This window comes from Falsiroseomonas stagni DSM 19981, assembly GCF_900114315.1.
GTDB classification, from domain to species: Bacteria; Pseudomonadota; Alphaproteobacteria; order Acetobacterales; family Acetobacteraceae; genus Falsiroseomonas; species Falsiroseomonas stagni.
The window spans coordinates 458,911-480,878 of the sequence record NZ_FOSQ01000002.1 but is presented as its reverse complement, the minus strand read 5'-3'; the positions used below and the strand labels follow the sequence as shown (position 1 = coordinate 480,878).

General features: G+C 70.0%; 24 protein-coding genes. 17 read left to right on the top strand and 7 right to left on the bottom strand.

The features are described 5' to 3' along the window. Positions 1–37: 37 nt before the first annotated feature. The 7 genes from ilvN to puuE all read left to right on the top strand — a co-directional run bounded on the left by ilvN (position 38) and on the right by puuE (position 5,325). On the top strand, positions 38–562 hold the full coding sequence (ilvN, locus tag BM041_RS09090; protein WP_092958563.1) for an acetolactate synthase small subunit: 525 nt from the start codon (positions 38–40) through the stop codon (positions 560–562). Between the two features lie 55 nt (positions 563–617). Next, positions 618–1,652: a zinc-binding metallopeptidase family protein gene (locus BM041_RS09085; protein ID WP_092958561.1), complete on the top strand. Its 1,035-nt coding sequence runs from the start codon at positions 618–620 to the stop codon at positions 1,650–1,652. Positions 1,653–1,667: 15 nt separating this feature from the next. Beyond that, the gene (gene ilvC, locus BM041_RS09080; RefSeq protein ID WP_092958559.1) at positions 1,668–2,684 is read left to right on the top strand and encodes a ketol-acid reductoisomerase; all 1,017 of its coding nucleotides are present in this window, start codon (positions 1,668–1,670) and stop codon (positions 2,682–2,684) included. Between the two features lie 73 nt (positions 2,685–2,757). Then, positions 2,758–3,381 carry an aspartate/glutamate racemase family protein gene (locus BM041_RS09075; RefSeq protein WP_092958557.1) on the top strand — a complete coding sequence of 208 codons (624 nt, stop codon included), beginning with the start codon at positions 2,758–2,760 and terminating at the stop codon, positions 3,379–3,381. A 52-nt stretch (positions 3,382–3,433) separates the two neighbouring features. Further along, complete coding sequence (locus BM041_RS09070) at positions 3,434–4,051, top strand: SOUL family heme-binding protein (protein ID WP_092958555.1); 618 nt, start codon at positions 3,434–3,436, stop codon at positions 4,049–4,051. Then, positions 3,994–4,353, top strand: coding sequence for a hypothetical protein (locus tag BM041_RS09065; protein WP_139226006.1), 360 nt, complete (start codon positions 3,994–3,996; stop codon positions 4,351–4,353). Before BM041_RS09070 ends, BM041_RS09065 begins: the two co-directional genes overlap by 58 nt. A 33-nt stretch (positions 4,354–4,386) precedes the next feature. Continuing rightward, entirely contained in the window at positions 4,387–5,325 is a 939-nt protein-coding gene (gene puuE / locus BM041_RS09060; RefSeq protein WP_092958551.1) for an allantoinase PuuE, read from the top strand. Positions 5,326–5,331: 6 nt separating this feature from the next. On the opposite strand, the gene BM041_RS09055 is transcribed toward puuE, so the two are convergent. After that, a complete protein-coding gene (locus BM041_RS09055) occupies positions 5,332–6,309 on the bottom strand; it encodes an NAD(P)-dependent oxidoreductase (protein ID WP_092958549.1) in 978 nt (325 codons plus the stop codon). A gap of 298 nt (positions 6,310–6,607) precedes the next feature. Between BM041_RS09055 and BM041_RS09050 the strand changes: the two genes are divergently transcribed. Next, a complete protein-coding gene (locus BM041_RS09050; protein WP_092958547.1) occupies positions 6,608–8,230 on the top strand; it encodes a 2-isopropylmalate synthase in 1,623 nt (540 codons plus the stop codon). On the opposite strand, the gene BM041_RS09045 is transcribed toward BM041_RS09050, so the two are convergent. From BM041_RS09045 to BM041_RS09030, 4 genes are all read right to left on the bottom strand, one after another. Continuing rightward, positions 8,199–9,821: a sensor histidine kinase gene (locus BM041_RS09045; protein ID WP_139226005.1), complete on the bottom strand. Its 1,623-nt coding sequence runs from the start codon at positions 9,819–9,821 to the stop codon at positions 8,199–8,201. The two genes, BM041_RS09050 and BM041_RS09045, sit on opposite strands and share 32 nt — an antisense overlap. Positions 9,822–9,843: 22 nt before the next feature. After that, positions 9,844–10,065 (bottom strand): NepR family anti-sigma factor, encoded by a 222-nt coding sequence (locus tag BM041_RS09040; protein WP_139226004.1) that lies wholly within the window; start codon positions 10,063–10,065, stop codon positions 9,844–9,846. Between the two features lie 63 nt (positions 10,066–10,128). Further along, positions 10,129–10,713, bottom strand: a complete 585-nt coding sequence (locus tag BM041_RS09035) for a sigma-70 family RNA polymerase sigma factor (protein WP_092958541.1) — start codon at positions 10,711–10,713, stop codon at positions 10,129–10,131. 65 nt (positions 10,714–10,778) lie between these two features. After that, positions 10,779–11,318 carry a sigma-70 family RNA polymerase sigma factor gene (locus tag BM041_RS09030; RefSeq protein ID WP_245761990.1) on the bottom strand — a complete coding sequence of 180 codons (540 nt, stop codon included), beginning with the start codon at positions 11,316–11,318 and terminating at the stop codon, positions 10,779–10,781. Positions 11,319–11,374: 56 nt separating this feature from the next. Between BM041_RS09030 and BM041_RS09025 the strand changes: the two genes are divergently transcribed. The 4 genes from BM041_RS09025 to BM041_RS09010 all read left to right on the top strand — a co-directional run bounded on the left by BM041_RS09025 (position 11,375) and on the right by BM041_RS09010 (position 14,944). Continuing rightward, positions 11,375–12,133, top strand: a complete 759-nt coding sequence (locus BM041_RS09025) for a PhyR family response regulator anti-anti-sigma factor (RefSeq protein WP_092958537.1) — start codon at positions 11,375–11,377, stop codon at positions 12,131–12,133. Between the two features lie 82 nt (positions 12,134–12,215). Then, a complete protein-coding gene (locus tag BM041_RS09020; RefSeq protein ID WP_092958535.1) occupies positions 12,216–12,380 on the top strand; it encodes a DUF1328 domain-containing protein in 165 nt (54 codons plus the stop codon). Between the two features lie 163 nt (positions 12,381–12,543). Then, positions 12,544–13,080: a hypothetical protein gene (locus tag BM041_RS09015; RefSeq protein ID WP_217648664.1), complete on the top strand. Its 537-nt coding sequence runs from the start codon at positions 12,544–12,546 to the stop codon at positions 13,078–13,080. 4 nt (positions 13,081–13,084) lie between these two features. Beyond that, positions 13,085–14,944: an ABC transporter ATP-binding protein/permease gene (locus BM041_RS09010; protein WP_092958531.1), complete on the top strand. Its 1,860-nt coding sequence runs from the start codon at positions 13,085–13,087 to the stop codon at positions 14,942–14,944. Positions 14,945–14,952: 8 nt separating this feature from the next. Here the strand turns inward: BM041_RS09010 and BM041_RS09005 are convergent, their stop codons facing one another. Then, positions 14,953–15,588, bottom strand: a complete 636-nt coding sequence (locus BM041_RS09005; protein ID WP_139226003.1) for a hypothetical protein — start codon at positions 15,586–15,588, stop codon at positions 14,953–14,955. 80 nt (positions 15,589–15,668) lie between these two features. Continuing rightward, complete coding sequence (locus BM041_RS09000; protein ID WP_092958527.1) at positions 15,669–15,905, bottom strand: YMGG-like glycine zipper-containing protein; 237 nt, start codon at positions 15,903–15,905, stop codon at positions 15,669–15,671. Between the two features lie 248 nt (positions 15,906–16,153). Here BM041_RS09000 and BM041_RS08995 point away from each other — a divergent pair, with 248 nt between their 5' ends. From BM041_RS08995 to rodA, 5 genes are all read left to right on the top strand, one after another. Then, on the top strand, positions 16,154–17,197 hold the full coding sequence (locus BM041_RS08995; protein WP_092958525.1) for a rod shape-determining protein: 1,044 nt from the start codon (positions 16,154–16,156) through the stop codon (positions 17,195–17,197). Between the two features lie 32 nt (positions 17,198–17,229). Then, complete coding sequence (mreC, locus tag BM041_RS08990; protein ID WP_092958523.1) at positions 17,230–18,093, top strand: rod shape-determining protein MreC; 864 nt, start codon at positions 17,230–17,232, stop codon at positions 18,091–18,093. Between the two features lie 112 nt (positions 18,094–18,205). Continuing rightward, positions 18,206–18,739, top strand: coding sequence for a rod shape-determining protein MreD (locus tag BM041_RS08985; RefSeq protein ID WP_092958521.1), 534 nt, complete (start codon positions 18,206–18,208; stop codon positions 18,737–18,739). A gap of 172 nt (positions 18,740–18,911) precedes the next feature. After that, positions 18,912–20,804 (top strand): penicillin-binding protein 2, encoded by a 1,893-nt coding sequence (gene mrdA / locus BM041_RS08980; RefSeq protein ID WP_092958519.1) that lies wholly within the window; start codon positions 18,912–18,914, stop codon positions 20,802–20,804. Further along, a complete protein-coding gene (rodA, locus tag BM041_RS08975; RefSeq protein ID WP_092958517.1) occupies positions 20,801–21,952 on the top strand; it encodes a rod shape-determining protein RodA in 1,152 nt (383 codons plus the stop codon). The genes mrdA and rodA overlap by 4 nt, the downstream gene beginning before the upstream one ends. Positions 21,953–21,968 lie beyond the last annotated feature (16 nt).

Here is a 21,968-nt window from a genome sequence, read left to right as displayed (position 1 = left end):
CCCCGCCATCTCCTCCTTCTGATCAAGATCGAATCCCATGTCCGACAAAACCGGAACCGCCCTGCGCGCCGCGACAATCGCGGTGCTGGTCGAGAATGAGGCCGGCGTGCTGGCCCGCGTCATCGGCCTGTTCTCCGGCCGCGGCTACAACATCGACAGCCTGACGGTCGCGCCCGTGGATGCGGAGGGCCGCCTGTCCCGCATCACCGTCGTCACCTCCGGCACGGAGATGGTGATCGAGCAGATCAAGGCGCAGCTCGACCGCCTGGTGCCGGTGCACAAGGTGAGCGACCTGACGCTGGAGGGGCCGCACCTCGTCCGTGAACTGGCGCTGATCAAGGTGGTGGGGACGGGGGATCACCGGGTGGAGGCGCTGCGCCTTGCCGATGCCTTCCGGGCGCGGGTGGTCGATGCCACGACCGAGAGCTTCGTCTTCGAGATGACGGGCAATGCCGACAAGATCGACGCCTTCTGCGCGCTGATGCGGCCGATCGGGTTGAAGGAGATCTCCCGCACCGGCGCCGTCGCGATCGCGCGCGGCACGTCGGCACTGATGGGCTGAAACCTTGCTGGGCCTCCCGCCGTTCGCTGCGCGAACCGACCGCGGAGCCCGAGCCATGCGCCTTTTCAGCTGCCAGAAGTGCAACAACCTGCTGCATTTCGAGAACACCTCCTGCGAGCAATGCGGGTCGGCGCTGGGGTTCCTGCCCCGGCACGGCCTTCTGTCCGCCTTCGAGGCCGATGGCGTCACTGCCATGCTGGACCGCCAGGCATGGAAGCCCTGCGCCAATGCGGCGCAGGAGGCGTGCAACTGGCGCCTCGCGGCCGATGATGCAGAGAGCTTCTGCCCCTCCTGCCGCCACAATGAGGTGGTGCCGGACCTGACGGTGGCGGAGAACCTGCCGCTGTGGCGCAAGCTGGAAGGGGCGAAGCGCCGGCTGCTCTACACGCTGGATCGCCTCGGCCTGCCGCACCAGACGTCGGAACTGCGCTTCTTCTTCCTCGGGGATGTGGACGGCCAGCCTGCGATGACGGGGCATGAGGACGGACACATCACCATCGCGCTGCGGGAAGCCGATGATGCGGAGCGGGAGCGGCGCCGCGGGCTGATGAACGAGCCCTATCGCACGCTGCTCGGCCATTTGCGGCATGAGGTGGGGCACTGGTACTTCATCGTGCTGGTGGAGCGCGCCGGCCGCACGGCCGATTTTCGGCAGTTGTTCGGCGATGAGAGCGCGGATTACGGCGCGGCGCTGCAGGCGCATTATGCGAAGGGCGCCAATGACGACTGGCGGGGGGCCTACATCTCTGCCTATGCGGCGGCCCACCCGCATGAGGATTGGGCGGAATGCTTCGCCCATTACCTGCACATGGTGGACAGCCTGGAGACGGCGGCGAGTGTCGGCCTGCGCGTCAGGCCGCGGCTCGACCGGCAGGGCGTGCTGGAGACGGAGGTGGACTTCAACCCCTACCGCGCCAGCATGAATGAGATCCTCGCGGCATGGACGCCGCTGACGGTGGCGATGAACGAGATCAACCGCAGCATGGGGACGCCGGACCTATACCCGTTCGTCCTGTCTGCCCCCGTGGCGCGGAAGCTTGGGTTCATCCATGAATTGGTGCATCACAGGCCCGAGACCCGGGTCAGCTAGAAGGAAAGACTGAGAATGCGCGTTTACTATGACCGCGATGCGGATGTGAACCTGATCAAGGCCAAGAAGGTCGCGGTCATCGGCTTCGGCAGCCAGGGCCATGCCCATGCCCAGAACATGCGCGACAGCGGCGTGGCCGATGTCGTCATCGGGCTGCGCCCGGGCGGGTCCTGGACCAAGGCGGAAGCGGCCGGCTTCAAGGTGATGACGCCCGCCGATGCGGCCAAGTGGGCCGATGTGGTCATGGTGCTGACGCCGGACGAACTGCAGGGCGACCTGTACCGGGACCACCTGCACGCCAACATGAAGCCCGGCGCCGCGCTGGCCTTCGCGCATGGCCTGAACGTGCATTTCAACCTGCTCGACCCCCGCGCCGACATCGACGTGTTCATGATCGCGCCGAAGGGCCCCGGCCACACGGTGCGCGGCGAATACCAGAAGGGCGGCGGCGTGCCCTGCCTCGTGGCGGTCCACCAGAACCCCTCGGGCAATGCGCTGGAAATCGCGCTCTCCTACGCCTCCGCCATCGGCGGCGGGCGTTCGGGCGTGATCGAGACGACCTTCAAGGAGGAATGCGAGACCGACCTGTTCGGCGAGCAGGTCGTCCTCTGCGGTGGCCTGGTCGAGCTGATCAAGGCGGGCTTCGAGACGCTGGTGGAAGCCGGCTACGCGCCCGAGATGGCCTATTTCGAGTGCCTGCACGAGGTGAAGCTGATCGTCGACCTCATCTATGAGGGCGGCATCGCCAACATGAACTACTCCATCTCCAACACCGCCGAATACGGCGAGTACGTGACGGGCCCGCGCATCATCACCGCCGAGACCAAGGCCGAGATGAAGCGCGTGCTGAACGACATCCAGTCCGGCAAGTTCGCGCGCGACTGGATGCTGGAGAACAAGGTGAACCAGGCCTCCTTCAAGGCGACGCGCCGCCGCCTGGCCGAACACCCGATCGAGGAAGTGGGCGAGAAGCTCCGCGGCATGATGCCCTGGATCAAGAAGAACCAGCTGGTGGACAAGGCGAAGAACTGAGGCTGGCGGGAACGCCGTCTCGGGGGGCGGCGGGGCAACCCGCCGCCCCTTTTGCGTTCATGGGGGAACTGGAATGCACACCATCGCCTGCCTGCACACCGCGGCCAGCAACGTCGCCGTCTTCGACGCGGCCTGCCCGCCGGGCGTCGTGCTGCGCCATACCGTCGATGAGGCGCTGCTCAGGGACGCGGAAGCAGCGGGTGGCCTGACGGACGCGATCGCGGCGCGCACGGCGCGGGCGCTGGAGGCGCTGGCAGGGCCGGGCGTGCATGCGGTGCTGCTCACCTGCTCGACCGTGGGGCCGGGGGTGGCGCTGGCCCGCGCCACGGTGCCCGTGCTGCGGGTGGATGCGGCGCTGGCGGAGGCGGCGACGAAGGGCGGCGGGCGCGTGGTGGTGCTCTGCGCCGTGGAGACGACCATGGAGCCGAGCCGCAAGGTGTTCGAAGGGCCGGCGGCGCGGCATGGCGCGACGCTGGAGGTGCGGCTGGTGCCCGGCGCCTGGACTGCCTTCCGCGGTGGCGATGTGACGGGATATCACCGCCTGGTGGCGGAGGCGGCCGACGCTGCCTTCGCCGAAGGGGCGGCCGAGGTCGCGCTGGCGCAGGCCTCCATGGCGGGCGCGGTCGCGATGGCGCGCGGCCGCCAGCCGCTGGCGAGCCCGCCGGTGGGGCTGGCCGCCGCGCTCGCAAGCGCGTGACCCCGGCCGGATTGGCTCGCGATGGCGAGGCCGGGGTGATAGCCATGCTTCCATGCTCAAGCACGTCGCGGCCCTTGCCTCCACACTCGCCCTTTCCGCCTGTTCGGTCTTCGGCGTGAGGTCGGGGACGGAGGAGCCGCGCTTCGAGGCGCTGGGCACGGAGGCGGGGCTGGAGTTCCGCCGCTACGCGCCGCGCCTGGCAGCGGAGACGGTGGTGCCCGCGCCTGAGGAGGCGGCGCGGAGCGAGGGCTTCTCCCGCCTCGCGCGCTACATCTTCGGGGGCAACCAGGGATCGGCGCGGATCGCGATGACGGCGCCGGTGGCGCAGGATTCGATGCGCATCGCCATGACCGCGCCCGTGGCGCAGGCGGCGACGCCATCAGGCTATCGCATCCGCTTCTTCCTGCCGGCCGCGCTGCGCGACCCGCCGGCGCCGCTGGATGCGCGGGTGACGGTGGTGGAGGTGCCGGCGGAGACGGTGGCGGTGCAGCGTTTCACGGGGCTGCCGAGCCCGGAGGCGGTGGCGGAGGCGCGCCGGCGGCTGGAAGCGGCGCTGCCGGCCACGCGCTGGGTGGCGGCGGGCGAGGCGGTGGCCTGGTTCTACGATCCGCCATGGACCATCCCGGCGCTGCGGCGGAACGAGGTCGCGGTGCCGGTGGTGCCGCGGTGACGGCGCTGGCGCTGCTGCTGGTGCTTCTGGCGTCGCCGGCCGAGGCGCAATCCCGCGACTGGACCGCGGAGAAATGCAGACGCTACGGCCAGGTCTGGCCGGAGGCGCTGGCGCGGTTCGGGCGCGTGGGGCTCTCCCCGGAATTCCTGGCGCAGCATGAGGCGTTCATTGCCTCCGGCTGCCGGACGCGGGATGTCTGCCCGCGGTCGCCGCAGGAGATCGCCCTGGCGGATGTGATGACCATCGCGGCGATGAATGCGGGCACGGCCAGCAGCTTCGTGCCCTTCATCTGCCGCGATTGACCTCAAGGCGCCGTGCTTGCCACTGTGCCGGGCATGACAGACATCCGCTTCCCCGATGACGGCTCCGGCTATCCTCGCGACCTCCGTGGCTATGGCGCCAACCCGCCCGACCCGAAATGGCCGGGGGGCGCGAAGCTCGCGATCTCCTTCGTGCTTAACTACGAGGAGGGCGGCGAGAACACCGTCCTGAATGGCGACCGGGGCAGCGAATTGTACCTGCATGAGGTGCCTGGCGGGTCGCCCACGGTCGGCGAGCGCAACCGCAGCACCGAGACGCAGTTCGACTATGGCGCGCGGGCCGGCGTGTGGCGGGTGATGCGGCTGTTCGCCCAGCAGGGGCTGAACTTCACCGTCTATGGCGTCGGCCGGGCGCTGGAACTGAACCCCGATGTCGCGCGCGCCTTCGCCGACGCCGGGCATGAAGTCGCGTCCCACGCCTGGCGCTGGTTCGACTACCATTCGATGAGCGAGGCCGAGGAGGTCGAGCACATCAACCGCTGCGTGGAGACGATCGCGCGGCTCACAGGCACGCCGCCGGTCGGCTGGTACACCGGGCGGTTCAGCCCGATGACGCGCCGCCTGGTCGCGCGGCATGGCGGCTTCCTCTACGACAGCGACAGCTATGATGACGACCTGCCGCATTACGTGAAGGTCGAGGGGAAGGACGTGCTCGTCATCCCCTACACCCTCGACAACAACGACATGAAGTTCGCGGTGCCGCCCGGCTTCGGCGATCCCGATGGGTTCGAGCGGCATCTGCGAGACGCCTTCGACCTGCTGCTGGAGGAAGGGCGCGCGGGCAGCCCCAAGATGATGTCGGTGGGGCTGCATTGCCGGCTGGTGGGAAGGCCAGGGCGCGCGCGGGCGTTGCAGCGGTTCCTGGCGCATGTGGCGAAGCACCGGGACGAGGTCTGGGTGGCGCGGCGGGCGGATATCGCGCGGCATTGGTGGGCGGTGCATCCGCCCACCTGATGGGCGCTACCCCTTCTGCAATATCCAGGGGTTCACCATCATCGCCGGGTCCGGCTTGCCATCCAGCGCGTCGAGCATGTTCTGCGCGGCGAAGGCGGCCATGCGGTCCAGCCCTTCCTTCGTGCTGGCGGCGGAATGGGGGCTGATGACGACGTTGGGGAGGCTGAGGAGGGGGTTGCCGGCGATCGCCGGCTCAACCTCCAGCACATCGAGGCCGGCGCCCATCAGATGGCCGGACCGCAGCGCCTCCACCAGCGCATCCTGCTTCACCACCGGGCCGCGGGCGGTGTTCACCAGGATGGCGCCGGGCTTCATGGCGGCGAAGGCGGCCTCATCCATCAGGTGATGGGTGGCGGGCATGAGGGGGCAATGGAGCGTCACCACATCGGCCTCGGCGAGCGCCGCGTGAAGATCGCGCGCGCACCGAAAACCGTCGGCGGCGATGCGGTGGGGGGCGAAGTTGGGGTCCAGCACCGCGACATCCAGCTTGAAGGCCTTGAGATACTGCGCGACGCGGGTGCCGATGCGGCCATAGCCGACGACGAGCGCCTTGCGGCCCGCAAGGTCCACCATCCGCAGCCCTTCCGGCGGCCACCAGCCGCCAACGCGGGCGACATGGTTGTGGATGTCCACGGCCCGCCGCGCCACGGCCAGCAGCAGCATCATCGCGTGTTCGGCGACGGACAGGTCGTTCGATCCGTTCGCGACCATCACGGCGATGCCGCGTTCCGAACAGGCGGTGATGTCCACCGTGTCGTAGCCGACGCCGATGCGGGAGACGGTCCGCAGGCGGGGGGCGGCGGCAAGGGCGGCGCGGTCCACGCGGTTGGTCCAGGCGATGCAGCCTTCGGCCTCGGCCAGGGCGGCGTGCCATTCGGCCTCCGTGGGGTCGTGCAGCACCTGCATGTCGAGGTCGCGCCGCGCCTCCAGCACCGCCATCCCGGCATCCGAAAGCCTGCGGCCCACCACCACCTTGAACGTCATCGCCTGTGTTTCCCCACCCTTAACGCCGCCATGGTGAAGCGGGCGCGGCCGGCACGCCAGTGCTTGCAGGGGCGCGCGCAGGCGGTTAGGGTGCGGCCAGCCATGACGCCCCGCGCGCGCCTTTTCGAGCCGACCGACGCCCTCCAGGGCCGGTGCTCCGCGCGCGCGCTTCTCCTTCTTCGACTTAGCCACCCCTGGGCGTAACGCCCAGCCGGTAACGGCTGGCACCGCTCAGGGGACCCTGAGGGCAGGTTTGCCCTCGCGCATGGCTCAATGACGAATCGAAGGAACGCACCCCATGGCCATCACGCATCCGTCCTTCGGGACGATAAATCACCCGTCCTTCGGGACGATGGACCCCGACCGCATCATCGTGTTCGACACCACGCTGCGCGACGGGGAGCAATCCCCCGGCTTCTCCATGAACCTGGAGGAGAAGATCCGCATGGCGGAGGCGCTGCACGAACTCGGCGCCGATGTGCTGGAAGCGGGCTTCCCCATCGCCAGCATCGGCGATTTCGAGAGCGTGCACGCCATCGCCCAGAAGTTCAGCAAGGACGGGCCGGTGGTCTGCGGCCTGGCGCGCACGGCGCCGGGTGACATCGCGCGGGCGGCGGAAGCCATCAAGCCCGCGGCGCGCAGCCGCATCCACACCTTCGTCTCCACCAGCCCGCTGCATATGCGCGTGAAACTGCGGATGGAGCCGGAGGATGTGCTGGCGCTGGTGACGTCCTCCGTCACCGCCGCGCGCAACGCGACGGCGGATGTGGAATGGAGCGCCGAGGACGGCACGAGGACGGAGATCGACTTCCTCTGCCGCTGCGTGGAGGCCGCGATCAAGGCCGGTGCCACCACCATCAACATCCCCGATACCGTCGGCTATGCGGTGCCAGAGGATATGGCGAACATCTTCTCCACCGTGCGCAACCGCGTGCCGGGGGCGGAGCGCGTCATCTTCTCCACCCACAACCACAATGACCTGGGCCTCGCGGTGGCGAACACCATCGCGGCGATCCGCGCCGGCGCGCGGCAGGTGGAATGCACCATCAACGGGATCGGCGAACGGGCGGGCAATGCCAGCCTGGAGGAGATCGCGATGGTGCTGCGCACGCGGCATGATGCGCTGCCCTTCGCGAATGGCGTCGCCACGCCGAACATCCTGCGCACCTCCCGTCTGCTGGCGACGATCACGGGCTTCGACGTGCAGCCGAACAAGGCGATCGTCGGCCGCAACGCCTTCGCGCATGAATCCGGCATCCACCAGGACGGCATGCTGAAGGATTCCTCGACCTACGAAATCATGACTCCCGAAAGTGTCGGGTGGACGAAGTCGTCACTGGTTCTGGGGAAGCATTCCGGCCGCGCTGCCTTCAAGGACAAGCTGAAGGCGCTGGGCTACGATGTCGGCGACAACGCCATGAACGACGCCTTCAAGCGGTTCAAGGACCTCGCTGACCGCAAGAAGGTCGTCTACGACGAGGATATCGTGGCGCTGGTGGATGATGAGGTCGTCCGCGCGAATGACCGCATCAAGCTGGTGGGCCTGAGTGTCTCCACGGGCATGCACACGCGGCCCATCGCCTCCATCGCGCTGGAAGTGGATGGGGAGGCGCGTGAAGGCGTGGCCGGTGGCGATGGCGGCGTGGACGCGACTTTCGCCGCGCTGCGCCAGGCCTTCCCGCATGAGGTCAACCTGAAGCTCTATGCGGTGCAGTCCGTCACCGGCGGCACGGATGCGCAGGCGCGCGTGACCGTGCGGCTGGAGGAGGAAGGCAAGCATGTGGATGGGCAGGGCGCGGATACCGACACCATCGTCGCTTCCGCCCGCGCCTATGTGCACGCGCTGAACAAGCTGCTGGTGAAGCGCCAGCGCACCGCGCCGGCGGCCCTCACGCCCTCTCAGGTGCAGGGGGCGGCCTGACGGAAGGCGGCGGGCGGGGCAGGGGCGCGCGCAGGGGAAAGTCCAGCGTCAGCCCCGCCTCCTGCCGCTTCAACTCGCCGCCGAGCTGCCGCGCCAGGCCGCGCAGCAGCATGGCGCGCAGCTGGTCGTCGCTGCGCGGCGTCACGCCATCATCGCTGATCGCGAGGTTGGCGCGACGCTCATCGGCCTCCACGCGGATGGTGATGCGGCCGCCGCGGCCCGGCGGGAAGCCCTGCTTCAGCGCCGCCGAGACCGCTTCGGTGATGATGAGGGCCAGCGGCACCGCCTGGTCGGAGGAGATGCGGAGCGCGGGCGCGGACACATCGAGCATGATGCGCCGCCCCGGACGATCCCCGACCGCGGCGAAGAGCTGCACGCCGAGTTCCTCGATGAAGGCGCCGAGGTCGATCGCCTCCGGGTCGTGATGCGCATACATGTGGCGATGGAGCGTCGCGATGGCGCCGATGCGGTCGCGCGCGGCCTCGAACTCCGCGCGCGCGGCCGGGTCCACGACGCGCTGCGCCTGCAACGCCAGCAGGCTGCTGACGATCTGGAGGTTGTTCTTGACGCGGTGATGAACCTCTGAGGCGAGGATCTCCGCGCGTTCGCGCGCCCCTTTCAGGTCCGCCTCCCGCGCCGCCAGGGCTTCCGCACCCGCGACGAAGCTCTCGGCGAGTTCCCGGATCTCGTCGGGCATGCCGGCGCGGTCGGGTGTCTCGAAGGGGCCGCCGCGCTGGCGCCATTGGGTGACGATGCGGCGCAGCTGCATCAGCGGGCGTGTCACGGCGTAGCCGGAGCCGAGCATGACGGCACCGATGCTGAGCGCGAGCAGCGCCAGGATTTCGCCGAGCCGCTGGAGCGCGGCCATGATGGCCGCGTCACGGGCCGCGGCGGCGGGCTGCGCGACCAGCAGCGCCAAGCCTTCCGCGATGGGGGCATGGGACAGCAGCACCGCATGGCCCATGGCATCGGTCGCGGCTGGCGCATCCGCGCGCCAGCCCCGGGGCGCGGCCGGGCCATCGGCGGCGATCGGCCAGGCATCGCCCGCCTCATCCACGATCCAGGCATCGAGTCCGGCCGGCGGCAGGGGGAGGGTGACATCGGCGGAAAGGCGTCGCCCGGCGACCTCTCGCGTCAGCCTCGCCATGGCGCGCTGGATGAGGACGGGGCGCTGCATGGCGGCATCGGGGGCATCGACCAGGACCTCGCCGGCCGCGCAGCCGCCGCGGCCGTCCTCCTGCACCAGGCGCAGCGTCAGGCCGGGGGGCAGGGTGGTCGCCGCCAGGGTGCGGCAGGCCGTGTCGATATCGGCCAGGGCGCCGAGGACGTTAAGCGCGGTTTCCGCCACGTCCAGCCGCGCGGCGACGCGCCCGGCCAGCAGGTCCCGCTGGATCGTCACCCCCTCGCGCGCAGCGCGGCGCGATGCGTTGAAGTCGCTGACGGTTCCGGCGAGGGCGATGACGACGACGGGCGTTGCTGCCAGCAGCAGCAGGCCGATGAGGCGCCCGCGGATGGTCGCCTGGGGACGTGGGAGGGGCCAGCGTGTCTTGCTGGCGGCAGGCTCCGCGGGCAGGTGGTCGGGGCCGGGCATCTTCATCCCGCACCCCGCCGCCTCAGCCGCCGTCCCTGGACTTGTCGGCGGTCCGGTCGGCTTCGATCAGCCGGAGGAGTTCCGCCGGAATGGGTTCGTTCGCGACGCTGTCGTAGAGTTGATGCAGCCCGCGCTGCAGCCACAGGCCGAAGGGATCGTCGGGCGTGCCATCCCCGCCCGTTGCCGGATGGCGCGGGGCTCGGGACGGCTTCGGGGGAGGGGTCCTGCTGTCGCTTGTGTCCATGTCCATCGCCGCCAGCGGCGCCGCACCAGAGACTGAGCCGTTGCGGCGCCGTGCCGGCTGGACTTAGGCGAACAACTGCTGGTCGCCAAGCCCCGCGCGACGATCCCTGGCGCTGCGCGCCTCCTGGAGGCGATCCTCGGCCTGCGTCGCCTCGTTGCGGGTCGCGCTTTCCTCGCCCATCAGCCAGGTCTGCAACTGGCGGCGCGCACGGAACACGCGGGACTTCGCGGTACCCACCGCGCAGCCCGTGGCCTCCGCCACATCCTCGTAGGACATGCCCTGCAGGACCACCATGAACAGGGCCTCCCGCTGGTCGGCGGGCAGGCGGTTCACGGCGTGGCCGAGTTCCTTCAGCACCAGCCGATCCTCGTGCGTGGCGCTGACGGCGAAGGCGCCGGCGGGAAGATCCTCGATATCCGTCGTCTCGCGCTGCTTGCGCAGCGTGCTGATGAAGCGGTTGCGCAGGATGCGATGCATCCACGCGGCGAAATTCGTGCCGGGCGTGAAGCTGTTCTGCGCTGCCAGTGCATTCGCCACCGCGTCCTGCACCAGGTCTTCCGCCGCGGCCCGGTTGCGCGTCAGCGCAAGGGCCTGCACCCGCAGGCGGGGCAGCAGCGTGATCAACTGGCTGTGGAACTCGTTTGGCATGGTCAACTCCGTCCTGGATACAGGGGGAATGACCGGGCGACGTATCCGGTTGCATCTCGCTTCCGTTACTCGATCACGGGAGCGAGATCATCGGCGAGTGCCTTTCGCGCGCGGGACACGCGCGCCTTCATCGTGCCGACGGGCACGTTGCAGATGGCGGCCGCTTCCTCATGGCTCAGGCCGCGCGCCGCCACGAGCACCAGCGCCTCTCTCAGCGTGGGCGACAGGCGGGCGAGCGAACGGGCGAGGTCGCGCAATTCATGCGCCGTCTCCTGCTCCGTGGGTTGCGGGGGAATGTCGAAGGGCGCGGCATCGCGGTGCAGCTGTTCGCGCTTCGCGCGGCGCCAGCCCTCGCGGAACGCGTTGCGCAGCACGGTCAACGCCCAGGGGCGAACGGCCAGCCGCAGGTCATGCGCGAGTTCCGCCTGCGGTTCGAAGGCATCGAGGTTTCGCAGCATCCGCAGCACCGCGTCCTGCACGAGATCATCGGCCTCCGCTCTCGAACGCGTGAGCATCCGGGCGGCGGCACGGAGTTCCGGCAACAACTGCGCGATAGCGCCGCGCATTGCCGTGTCTTTGGCTTGTTCAATCACGATGCGCTGCATATCAACGACCGGGCGGATGCGGCACCGCACTCTGTCGGATCGGAGATGACAAGGTGATGAGCGAGATCGGGCGGACGGCGTTGATCGGTGCGCTCCCCTATGCGCGACGCTATGCGCGCGCGCTGACGGGTTCGCAGGCGCGCGGCGACGCCATGGTGGCGGATGCGCTGCGTGCCGGCCTTGTGCCGCCCGATGCGGCGCTGGAGCCGGTCCTGGCGGCACGCGTGGCCTTCTACGCGGCGATCGGCCGCAAGGCGGCCGACCTGTCCGAAGGCGATGACGAGGATGGTGCGCTGACGCCGACGCAGCGCATGCTGCTGCTGCTCACCTCACTCGAGGAACTGGAGACGACGCATGCGGCGATCGCCGTCGGCCTGCCGGTGATGGCGGCGGCGCAGGCGGTGGAGGCGGCGCGCGCGCATCTGCGGGCCGGGGCCGTGGCGCGCGTCCTGATCATCGAGGATGAGCCGATCATCGCGATGGACCTGCAGCAACTGGTCGAGAATGCGGGGCATGAGGTGGTCGGCATCGCGGCCAGCGAGGATGAGGCCGTGGCGATCGCGGCCGCCGAATTGCCGACGCTGGTGCTGGCGGATGTCAACCTCGGTGCGGGGGGCGATGGCGCCACCGCCGTCGCGCGCATCATGGCACGCCATCGCGTGCCGGTCATCTTCGTCACCGCCTATCCGGAGCGCCTGCTGACGGGGCAGGACCTGGAGCCCGCCTTCATCATCACCAAGCCCTTCGAGCCGACCACGCTGGCCGTCGCCACCTACCAGGCGGTGACGCGCGGCGTGCATCTCGACCCCGTCTGAGCTGGCCTCTTCCCGTTCCGGTGGGGAAACCGGTCACGCCTTCTCGCGTTCGTGGGGCGGTTCCCACAAGCGGGAGGTGCTCATGCTCTACTGGACCCTCATCTTCCTTGTCGTTGCGCTGATCGCGGGGCTGTTCGGCTTCGGCGGCATCGCCTCCGCATCGGCCGGCATCGCGAAGATCCTCTTCGGCATCTTCATCGTGCTGTTCCTGGTGAGCCTGGTCTTCGGCGCCATCCGCGGCGTCTGACGGGATGCGCAGCAGGGGGAAGGGCGCGCCGCGCCGCATCGTCTTGGGCCTGGCCGCGTGCCTTTGCCTTGCAGCGCCCGCGATCGCGCAGGACCGGCCGCCACCGCGGCCGCAATCGGATCTCTGGTTCGATCCGACGCAGCTTCCCTCCTTCACCGGAACGGTGGAGCGATACCTCATCAATCCGCGTGGCGAGACGGATGCGCTGCTGTTCCGGGAGGGACCGCAGATCGTCTTCCCACCCGATGTCGCGCAGGCGGTGCGGGAGGCCGCGCCGGTGGGGCGACCCATCATCGTCTGGGGCATCCGGGCACGCCACGCCCCGGTCATCACCATGCTGGCCTTCGCGCCGAATGCGGACAGCGTGCCCGGCGTGGTGGACCGCTTCTACTGGCGGCTCGGCGGGCGCAGCGCGGCGGAACGGGCGGAGCGCATCAGCGTCTCCGGCACCGTGAAGGCGCCCTATTTCGCGCCGCAGGGAGAGATCGCGGGCGCCATCCTCGATGATGGCACGGTCATCACCCTGCCCCCCGGCGCTTCCGACGGCTTTCGCGACCTGCTGCGCCCGGGGGCGCGGCTGGCGGCCGAGGGGCCCGGCGTGGCCGGCGACCATGGCCGGGCGCTGGCCGCCGACCGGCTGGGCGAGACCGCCGAAACCCTGAAGCCCGTCCCGGTTCCCGACCCCCAACGCAGGCGCTGATCCCATGGCGGATACCACCGAGGCGCAAGCCGAGACCGCGCCGCGGCGGGGTTTTCTCCAGCGCTTCTGGCGCCTGGCGCGCGGCTACTATGCCTCGCCGCAGGACCGCAGGCGCGCCTGGCTGCTGACCATCGCCGTCATCGTGCTGACGCTGGCGCAGATCCTGGTGCAGGTGCGGTTCAACCTGTGGAACAGGGATTTCTTCAACGCGCTGGAGAACCGGGACCGCGCGGCCTTCTTCGGCCAGATGTGGATGTTCGGCGCGCTGATCGTCGCCGCGATGGTGACGGCGGTGGCGCAGCTCTGGGCGCGCCAGGCGCTGATGCTGGACTGGCGGCGCTGGCTGGTGCACCGGCTGCAGGGGCGCTGGCTGGAAGGCGGGCGGCACTACCAGCTGAACTTCATGCCCGATGCCGCGGACAATCCCGACCAGCGCATCAGCGAGAATACGCGCTGGGCGACGGCGATGGCGGTGGACCTGCTGGTCGGCCTGCTGGGATCGATCCTGACGCTGGCCTCCTTCCTCGGCATCCTCTGGACGCTGTCGGGGCCGCTGCACATGGCCTTCGGTGCGAATGAGTTCGAGATCCCCGGCTACATGGTCTGGGCCGCGCTGCTCTACGCCGTGGTGGGTTCCGTGCTCACCTGGTTCATCGGCGGGCCGATGGTGGACATCAACATCCGGCGCAACGAGGCGGAGAGCAATCACCGCTTCGCGCTGATCCGGATGCGGGAGAGCAGCGAGGGCATCGCGCTGATCCGGGGCGAGGCCGATGAGGAGCGCGGGCTGAAGCGCGCCTTCGGCCAGGTCGTCGCCGTGATGAAGGACCTCTATGGCAGCGAGCGGCGGCTGATGTGGCTGACCTCGGCCTATGGCATGGCGGCGGGGGTGGTGCCGATCCTGGTCGCCAGCCCGCGCTACTTCGCCGGTGCCATCACGCTCGGTGTCCTCATGCAGATCACCCAGGCGTTCCTGGAGGTGACGCGCAGCCTGAACTGGTTCGTCGACAAGTTCCCGATCCTGGCGGATTGGCGGAGCCACGTGGAGCGCGTGGCCGCGCTGGAGGACACCTTCGACGAGGCCGAGGCGATGGAGGCGGAGCAGCGCATCACGGTCACGGAAGGGCCGGATGAGCAGGGGCGGGAGATCCTGGCCTTCCGCGACCTCCAGATCGGCCATTCCGACGGCAATGTCGTGATCCAGGAAGCCAATGCGGAGATCAAGGCGGGGGAGAAGGTGCTGATCGTGGGGGAGAGCGGGACGGGCAAGTCCACGCTGTTCCGCGCCATTGCGGGCCTCTGGCCCTGGGGCGCCGGGGAGATCCGCATCCCGCCGCGCGACCGCATGATGTTCATGCCGCAGCGCCCCTACATCCCGCTGGGTTCGCTGCGCGCCGCGCTGGCCTATCCCGCCGCGCCGAAGAAATTCCCGGATGCCGCGCTGGCCGCCGCGCTGGAACGCTGCGGGCTGCCGCATCTGGTGCCGCGGCTGGAGGAGGAGGATCGGTGGGACCGCGTGCTGTCGCTGGGCGAACAGCAGCGCCTGGCCTTCGCCCGCCTGCTGCTGCACCGGCCGCGCTGGGTGTTCCTGGACGAGGCGACGGCCGCGCTCGACGAGGAGAACCAGGATGTGATGATGAACCTGTTCCGGGAGGAACTGGCGGAGAGCGCGCTGGTCTCGATCGGCCATCGCCCGGGGCTCGACGCCTATCACGACCGCACCCTGCACCTGTCCCGCGCGCCGGATGGCGCGAGGCTGGAGGTGCGGCGGCGCGTCGGGCCCGCGCCGCGGCCGAAGGGCAAGGCGGGGCCGCTGGTGGCGGCGGGGCGGGGTGCCCTGCGCCGGATGCTGCGGCGGAGCTGATCCGGCAGTCAGGCCCGCACGGTCGGGCGGACACCGGCCAGCGCATCCCTCATCTGCCCGGCCAGGCTGTCGAGGACGATTTGCACCGCGGCGTCCTGGCCCGCGGCGGGCATGGCCGTGATGCGGATCTTGAGCATGCGGCCATCAAGGCCGGTGACGCAGGCCATCTCGACCCGCGGGCCCGTGGGCAGCGTCAGCACGCCCCGGGCGCAGGCCAGTTCCGGCCCACCGCTCCGCTGCCCCTGGCGGTTGCCGATGGTGAAGTGCTGCCAGGCCAGGGGGGTGGGCGACAACCTGGCCAGGGACACCGAGGCGGCGAGCAGCGTGTCCCGCAATTCCGCCATGGCCTGGGACGAGGCCGGACCCTCGGGCACCGTGGTTGTGCCGCGGTTGAACAGATAGAGGGTGGCGAAGGCGCCCTGGCGGGCGAAGCGCGTGAGGGCGCCGGTGACCATGCCGGGCGTCGGGTCCGGCTCGGCCGGGCCGCGCCGCTCGAATCCCGCGATGGCGGCGGGAAGGGCATCCAGCAGCGCCGCCTCGGCCCGGAAATTGACGCCGGCGCTGGCCCGCACCTCCGGCTTGGAGGGCGGGGCGCCGCAGCCCGCCAGCAGCATCAGGGCAGCCACCGCCACCAACGCGCGCATCCATCATCTCCGCCCGATGGCGGAATGATGGCCTGGGCCTGGCCGCCGGGGTCAAGCCCCGGCGGGGGAGGCCGCCATGGTCAGCGCCAGGCGGGACGGCCGAGGTTGACGCTGCCGGGGCTGGTCAGCGCGCCGCCGGCCGCACCCGCCGCGCCGCCGATCAGCGCCCCCGTGCCGACGCCGCCGCCGGAGACGGCGCCGATCGCGGCACCGGCGCCGGCGCCGAGCAGGCCGCCGGAGACGGCGCGGTCGCCGGTGGACTGGCCGCAGCCGGCCATGCCGCCGGCGACAAGGAGAAGCAGGGGAAGACGGCGCATCGTGACCTCCTTCGGGGTTCGTATGCCGTCCGAAACGCTGCGGATGGCGCCGGGTTCGCCCGGGCGCGGTCCCGGATGCGCATCAGGGCTTGAGCCAGGGGCGGGGGAGGGCTATCGGAAGCGCCTCTCGCCACCCCGCGGCGCCGTGAGGACCGGGCGGCGCCATGCATCAGGGGCCCCCTGGCGTGGCGCGCCGGGCCGATGGCGGGCGGGTCCGCTGGCATCGACGCCTGGAAGGTCCCCGCCGCATGTTTTCCCGCCTGTTCGGCTTCCTGTCGGCCGACATGGCCATCGACCTCGGCACCGCGAATACGCTGGTCTATGTCAAGGGCCGCGGGATCGTGCTGAATGAGCCCTCGGTCGTCGCCATTTCCGACCATCGCGGCAAGAAGCAGGTGCTGGCGGTGGGGGAGGAGGCCAAGCAGATGCTGGGCCGCACCCCCGGCAACATCGCCGCCATCCGCCCGCTGCGGGACGGCGTGATCGCCGATTTCGAGGTGGCGGAGGAGATGATCAAGCACTTCATCCGCAAGGTGCATAATCGCCGCTCCTTCGCCTCCCCCATGATCATCGTCTGCGTCCCGTCCGGCTCCACCGCCGTGGAACGCCGCGCCATCCAGGAATCGGCGGAATCCGCCGGCGCCCGGAAGGTGCTGCTGATCGAGGAGCCGATGGCGGCCGCGATCGGGGCCGGGCTGCCGGTGACGGAGCCGTCGGGGTCCATGGTGGTCGATATCGGCGGCGGGACGACGGAAGTGGCCGTCATCTCGCTGGGCGGCATCGTCTATGCGCGCTCCGTCCGCGTCGGCGGGGACAAGATGGATGAGGCGATCATCAGCTACATCCGCCGCCAGCATAACCTGCTGATCGGCGAGAGCACGGCCGAGCGCATCAAGATGGAGATCGGCGCCGCGGCGCCCCCGCCCGATGGGGAGGAGGGGCCGATGACCGAGGTGAAGGGCCGCGACCTGATGAACGGGGTGCCGCGGGAGGTGATCGTCAGCCAGCGGCAGATCGCCGAAAGCCTCTATGAGCCCGTGATCGCGATCGTCGAGGCGGTGCGGGTGGCGCTGGAGAACACGCCGCCCGAGTTGGCGGCGGACATCGTGGACAAGGGAATCGTGCTGACCGGCGGCGGCGCCCTGCTGCACCGGCTCGACGGCGTGCTGCGGGATGCCACCGGCCTGCCCGTTGTGGTGGCGGAGGATGCCTTGTCCTGCGTCGCTCTTGGCACGGGGCGGGCCCTTGAGGAGATGAAGCGGCTTCGCCACGTCCTCACCTCCATGTATTGATGGGGGATTAGCTTCGTGCGGGGGGGCGTCGGTTGATCCGTCTCAGCATTCCGCTCCGGCAGGCGCTGTCCCGCCTGTCGCTGCCCGTGCTGATCGCCGTGGCGTTCGGCACCATGCTGCTCGGCAAGGCCGATGCGCTGCTGGCGGAACGTGCGCGGACGGCGCTGGCGGATGCGCTGATGCCCTTCTACGCCGCCTTCGCGGAACCCGCCCATGCCGTGCGCGACGCGATCGAGGAACTGGAACAGCTCTTCGTCATGCGGGAGGAGAATGCCCGCCTGCGGGAGGAGAATGAGCGGCTGCGTCGCTGGCAGGCGGCCGCCCTCTCCCTGGAAGCCGAGAATGCGATGCTGCGGCGGCAGCTGTCCTTCGTCCCGGAACGTGCGCCGGCCTACCACACCGCCCGGGTCGTGGCGGATGGCGGCGGCGTCTATGCCCGGGCGGTGCTGCTGTCGATCCCGCCGGAGATGCAGGTGCGGCGAGGCCAGATCGCGCTGGATGAACGGGGCTTCGTCGGGCGCGTGACGGAGGTGGGCAACCGCTCCGCCCGTGTCCTGCTGGCTACCGACATGAACAGCCGCATCCCGGTGACGCTGGAAGGCAGCCGGGCGCGGGCGATGATGGTGGGCACCAATGGCGCGCGGCCCCGCCTGCAGCATTGGGCGGAAGGCAGCCGCCCGGCGGAGGGCGAGCGCATCGTCACCAGTGCGGAGGGCGTGGCCTTCCCGGCCGGGTTGCCGATCGGCGTGGTGCGCTGGACGGAATCGGGTACGGCGGAGGTCGAGCTTTTCGCGCGGCTGGATCGGCTGGACGTGGTGCGGCTGTTCGATTTCGGCCTGGGCGGCATCCTGCCGCCGGAAGCCGTGGCGCGGCCCGAACCGCGTGGCCGGCGCTGAGAGCTTGTGAATTAATGCCCGAAAGCGCTGGAATCCGAGGAAAAAGCCCAATGATTTCAACGGGCATTAATGCTCAAGCTCGATTCTTTCACAGGCTCTGAGGTCATCCCCCATGGTCGGGCGGCCCGAACCATCGCCCGGATTGCTGCGCCGGCTGGACGATCTGGCGCGCGCGGCCTTCCCCGCGGTCTGCGCGGCCGTCCTGATGATCATGGCCTCCGGCCCGACCGGGCTGCCCACTCTGGTGCCGGCGGTGGCGCTTCCCTGCATCATTTTCTGGTCCATCTTCCGGCCGGGCGCGATGCCGCCGCCGGCCGTGGCGGTGCTGGCGCTGTTGCAGGACCTGCTGACGCTGGCGCCGCTCGGCACCGGGGTCGTCACGCTGCTGGTGGCGCATGGGCTGGCGGTGGCCTGGCGGCGCTTCCTGGTGCGGCAGAGCTTCGTCTTCGTCTGGCTGGCCTTCTGCGGCTTCGCGATCGGCACGGCGGGGCTCGGCTGGATGCTGACGGCGCTGCTGGCCTGGGACCTGCCGGCGCCGGCGCCATCCCTGCACCAGGCGGCGCTCTCCGCCGGGCTCTATCCTGCCTTCGCCTTCGTGCTGGGGCGCATCCACACGGCGATGCGGCAGGCGGAGGAGACGGTGTGAGCCGGCCCTGCATCTCGCATCCCGCCGAAGTTCCGGCCGCGAATGCGGCCCCGCGCACAGACCGCCTGCATGGCCCAACGCCACAGCGCGTAGGCGCGCAGGCAAGCGCGCGGAGCGCGCGCCCGTCACGCCATCGGCGTGCCTTCGGCACGACGCTTGAGGGCATGGATTTATGAGCCGCAAGCAGCGGGAGGAGGAGCGGGTCCGCGGCATCTTCGGCCGGCGGGCGCTGCTGCTCGGTGCGGGGCAGATGGGGCTGCTGGGCTTCCTGGCGCATCGCCTCCACACGCTCCAGGTGGATGAGGGCGAGCGCTACGCGACGCTGGCGGAGGAGAACCGCCTGTCCGCCCGGCTGCTGGCGCCGCCGCGGGGCCGGGTGCTGGACCGGGAAGGGCGCGTCATCGCGGGCAACCAGTTGAACTGGCGCGCCTTGCTGGTGGCGGAGCAGACCTCCGACGTTGGCGCCACGCTGGAGACATTGACGAAAATCATCCCCCTGACGGATGCCGAGCGGGCGCGGATCGAACGCGAGGTCCGCCGCCGCCGCCGCTTCGTGCCCGTCGTGGTCCGCGAATTCCTGAGCTGGGAGGAGATGGCGCGGATCGAGCTGAACGCGCCGGACCTGCCGGGCATCAGCGTCGATGTCGGCACCACGCGCATCTATGCGGAGGGCGAGCACCTGGCCCATATCGTCGGCTATGTCGCGCCGCCGGCGGAGCGCGACATGGATGGCGACCCGCTGCTGGAACTGCCCGGCATCCGCGTGGGCCGCGCGGGGATCGAGCGGCACCACGATTTGGCGCTGCGTGGCCGCGCCGGGGCGGTGCAGCTGGAGGTCAATGCCGTCGGCCGGGTGATCCGGGAGCTGGACAGGCGGGAGGGCGTCCAGGGCCAGGATGTGCAGCTTTCCGTGGATGCGGAACTGCAGAAGTCGATCCGCGGCAAGATCGAGGAAGGCACCTCCGTCGTCCTGATGGATGCGCGGAACGGCGAATTGCTGGCGATGGCGACGCAGCCGAGCTTCGATCCCAATGTGTTCAATTCGGGCGTTTCCGCCGCGCAATGGCGGGAATGGACGGCCAACCGGGCGACGCCGCTGATCAACAAGGCGACCAACGGGCTCTACGCGCCAGGGTCCACCTTCAAGATGGTGGTGGCGCTGGCGGGGCTGGAGGCGCGGGTGGTGACGCCCGGGGAGCGTGTGACCTGCCCCGGCTACATGGACCTCGGCGACAGCCGCTTCCATTGCTGGCACCGGCCTGGCCATGGCGGCGTGGACATGCGGACGGCGCTGAAAGTGTCCTGCGACGTCTATTTCTATGAGGTCGCGAAGCGCGTCGGCATGGACCGCATCGCCGCCATGGCGCGGCGCTTCGGGCTGGGCGTGCCGCTGGAGATCGAATTGCCGGGCACGCGGCCCGGGCTGGTGCCGACGCGGGAATGGCGCCAGGCGCAGGGCAGGCCCTGGGCACTGGGCGACACCGTGGTGCATGGCATCGGGCAGGGCTTCTACCAGCTGACGCCCCTGTCGCTGGCCACCATGACGGCGCGGCTCGCGACCGGCCGCGCGGTGCAGCCGCATCTCACGCGCTCCATCGGCGGGCGGCCGGTGCGGGGCGTGCGGGCGGAGGACTGGCCGAGCCTCGGCATTCCGGAACGTGACCTGCGGCTGGTGCGGGAAGCCATGTGGGCGGTCGTGAACGAACAGGGGGGGACGGCGCGGATCGCCAGGCTGCCGCCCGAACTCGGCGCCATGGCGGGCAAGACCGGCACGACGCAGGTGCGACGCGTCAGCCGCGAACAGCGGGAACGCGGCTTCCGGGTGGACCAGATGCCCCGGGAATGGCGGCCGCATGCGCTGTTCGTGGCCTTCGCGCCGATGGAGAACCCGATCTTCGCCGTCTCCGTGGTGGTGGAGCACGGGACCAGCGGCTCCGCCGCCGCCGCGCCGCTGGCGAAGGATGTGCTGGTGGAGGCGTTCCAGCGCCTGCGGCCTGGCCCCGGCGGCCTGCCCGCGCGGGTGGCGGAAGCGCCGCGATCCGCCATACCGCCGGTACGGCCATGAAGTTCGAACGGCGGCTGCTGCTGCGGGAGCGGGGCAGCGGGGTTTTCGAGAAGCTCTGGCAGATTCCGTGGGTTTTCGTGCTGCTGCTCTGCGCCGTCGCCGGCGTGGGATATGTGGCGCTGTATTCGGCGGGTGGCGGATCGCCCGATCCCTATGCGGGGCGGCATGCCATCCGCTTCGGCTTCGGCCTGGTGATGATGCTGTCCATCGCGCTGGTGGATATCCGGCTCATCGCCCGCTTCGCCTGGGTTGGCTATGCGATGGGTGTCGGCCTGCTGGTGCTGGTGGCGCTGCATGGCCAGGTCGGGAAGGGGGCGCAGCGCTGGATCGATATCGGGCCGGTGCAGCTGCAGCCTTCCGAGCTGATGAAGATCATGCTGGTCGTGGCGCTGGCATCCTGGTTCCACAAGGCGTCCTGGGAAAGGATCGGCAATCCGCTTTTCCTGATTCCGCCGATCATCGCCGTGCTGGTTCCGGCGGCGATGATCTTCAAGCAGCCTAATCTCGGCACATCGCTGATCACGCTGATGATCGGCGGGGCGGTATTCTTCGCCGCCGGGGTCCGGCTTTGGAAATTCGCCCTGGTGGTCGGCGCCGTCGCCATCGTGGCGCCGATCGTCTACGAAAACCTGCACGATTATCAGCGCGCCCGGATCACGACCTTCCTGGATCCGGAAAGTGATCCGCTGGGGGCGGGGTACAACATCATCCAGTCGAAGATCGCGCTCGGTTCCGGCGGTTTCTGGGGGAAGGGGTTCCTGCAAGGAACGCAGGGCCACCTGAACTTCCTGCCGGAAAAGCAGACGGATTTCATCTTCACCATGCTGGCCGAGGAATTCGGCCTGGTCGGCGGCCTGTCCGTGCTGGGCCTGCTGGCCTGCGTGATCGCCTTCGGCTTCCTCGTCGCGCTGCGCAGCCGTCACCAGTTCGGCCGGCTGCTCGCCGTGGGGCTGGCGACGAACTACTTCCTCTACGTCTTCGTCAACATCGCCATGGTCACGGGGTCCATCCCCGTGGGTGGCGTGCCGCTGCCGCTGATCAGCCATGGCGGGTCCGCGATGATCACCGTGATGATCGGCTTCGGGCTGCTGATGTCGGCGCATGTGCACCGGGATGCGGAGATGGGCGCCGAGCGCGACGAGACCTGACGCAAATGCAGGTCTC

Coding starts and splice junctions, on each gene's coding strand:
- ilvN (WP_092958563.1), top strand. CDS start 38: ATGTCCGACAAAACCGGAACCGCCCTGCGCGCCGCGACAATCGCGGTG.
- BM041_RS09085 (WP_092958561.1), top strand. CDS start 618: ATGCGCCTTTTCAGCTGCCAGAAGTGCAACAACCTGCTGCATTTCGAG.
- ilvC (WP_092958559.1), top strand. CDS start 1,668: ATGCGCGTTTACTATGACCGCGATGCGGATGTGAACCTGATCAAGGCC.
- BM041_RS09075 (WP_092958557.1), top strand. CDS start 2,758: ATGCACACCATCGCCTGCCTGCACACCGCGGCCAGCAACGTCGCCGTC.
- BM041_RS09070 (WP_092958555.1), top strand. CDS start 3,434: ATGCTCAAGCACGTCGCGGCCCTTGCCTCCACACTCGCCCTTTCCGCC.
- BM041_RS09065 (WP_139226006.1), top strand. CDS start 3,994: ATGGACCATCCCGGCGCTGCGGCGGAACGAGGTCGCGGTGCCGGTGGT.
- puuE (WP_092958551.1), top strand. CDS start 4,387: ATGACAGACATCCGCTTCCCCGATGACGGCTCCGGCTATCCTCGCGAC.
- BM041_RS09055 (WP_092958549.1), bottom strand. CDS start 6,309: ATGACGTTCAAGGTGGTGGTGGGCCGCAGGCTTTCGGATGCCGGGATG.
- BM041_RS09050 (WP_092958547.1), top strand. CDS start 6,608: ATGGCCATCACGCATCCGTCCTTCGGGACGATAAATCACCCGTCCTTC.
- BM041_RS09045 (WP_139226005.1), bottom strand. CDS start 9,821: ATGCCCGGCCCCGACCACCTGCCCGCGGAGCCTGCCGCCAGCAAGACA.
- BM041_RS09040 (WP_139226004.1), bottom strand. CDS start 10,065: ATGGACACAAGCGACAGCAGGACCCCTCCCCCGAAGCCGTCCCGAGCC.
- BM041_RS09035 (WP_092958541.1), bottom strand. CDS start 10,713: ATGCCAAACGAGTTCCACAGCCAGTTGATCACGCTGCTGCCCCGCCTG.
- BM041_RS09030 (WP_245761990.1), bottom strand. CDS start 11,318: ATGCAGCGCATCGTGATTGAACAAGCCAAAGACACGGCAATGCGCGGC.
- BM041_RS09025 (WP_092958537.1), top strand. CDS start 11,375: ATGAGCGAGATCGGGCGGACGGCGTTGATCGGTGCGCTCCCCTATGCG.
- BM041_RS09020 (WP_092958535.1), top strand. CDS start 12,216: ATGCTCTACTGGACCCTCATCTTCCTTGTCGTTGCGCTGATCGCGGGG.
- BM041_RS09010 (WP_092958531.1), top strand. CDS start 13,085: ATGGCGGATACCACCGAGGCGCAAGCCGAGACCGCGCCGCGGCGGGGT.
- BM041_RS09005 (WP_139226003.1), bottom strand. CDS start 15,588: ATGCGCGCGTTGGTGGCGGTGGCTGCCCTGATGCTGCTGGCGGGCTGC.
- BM041_RS09000 (WP_092958527.1), bottom strand. CDS start 15,905: ATGCGCCGTCTTCCCCTGCTTCTCCTTGTCGCCGGCGGCATGGCCGGC.
- BM041_RS08995 (WP_092958525.1), top strand. CDS start 16,154: ATGTTTTCCCGCCTGTTCGGCTTCCTGTCGGCCGACATGGCCATCGAC.
- BM041_RS08985 (WP_092958521.1), top strand. CDS start 18,206: ATGGTCGGGCGGCCCGAACCATCGCCCGGATTGCTGCGCCGGCTGGAC.
- mrdA (WP_092958519.1), top strand. CDS start 18,912: ATGAGCCGCAAGCAGCGGGAGGAGGAGCGGGTCCGCGGCATCTTCGGC.
- rodA (WP_092958517.1), top strand. CDS start 20,801: ATGAAGTTCGAACGGCGGCTGCTGCTGCGGGAGCGGGGCAGCGGGGTT.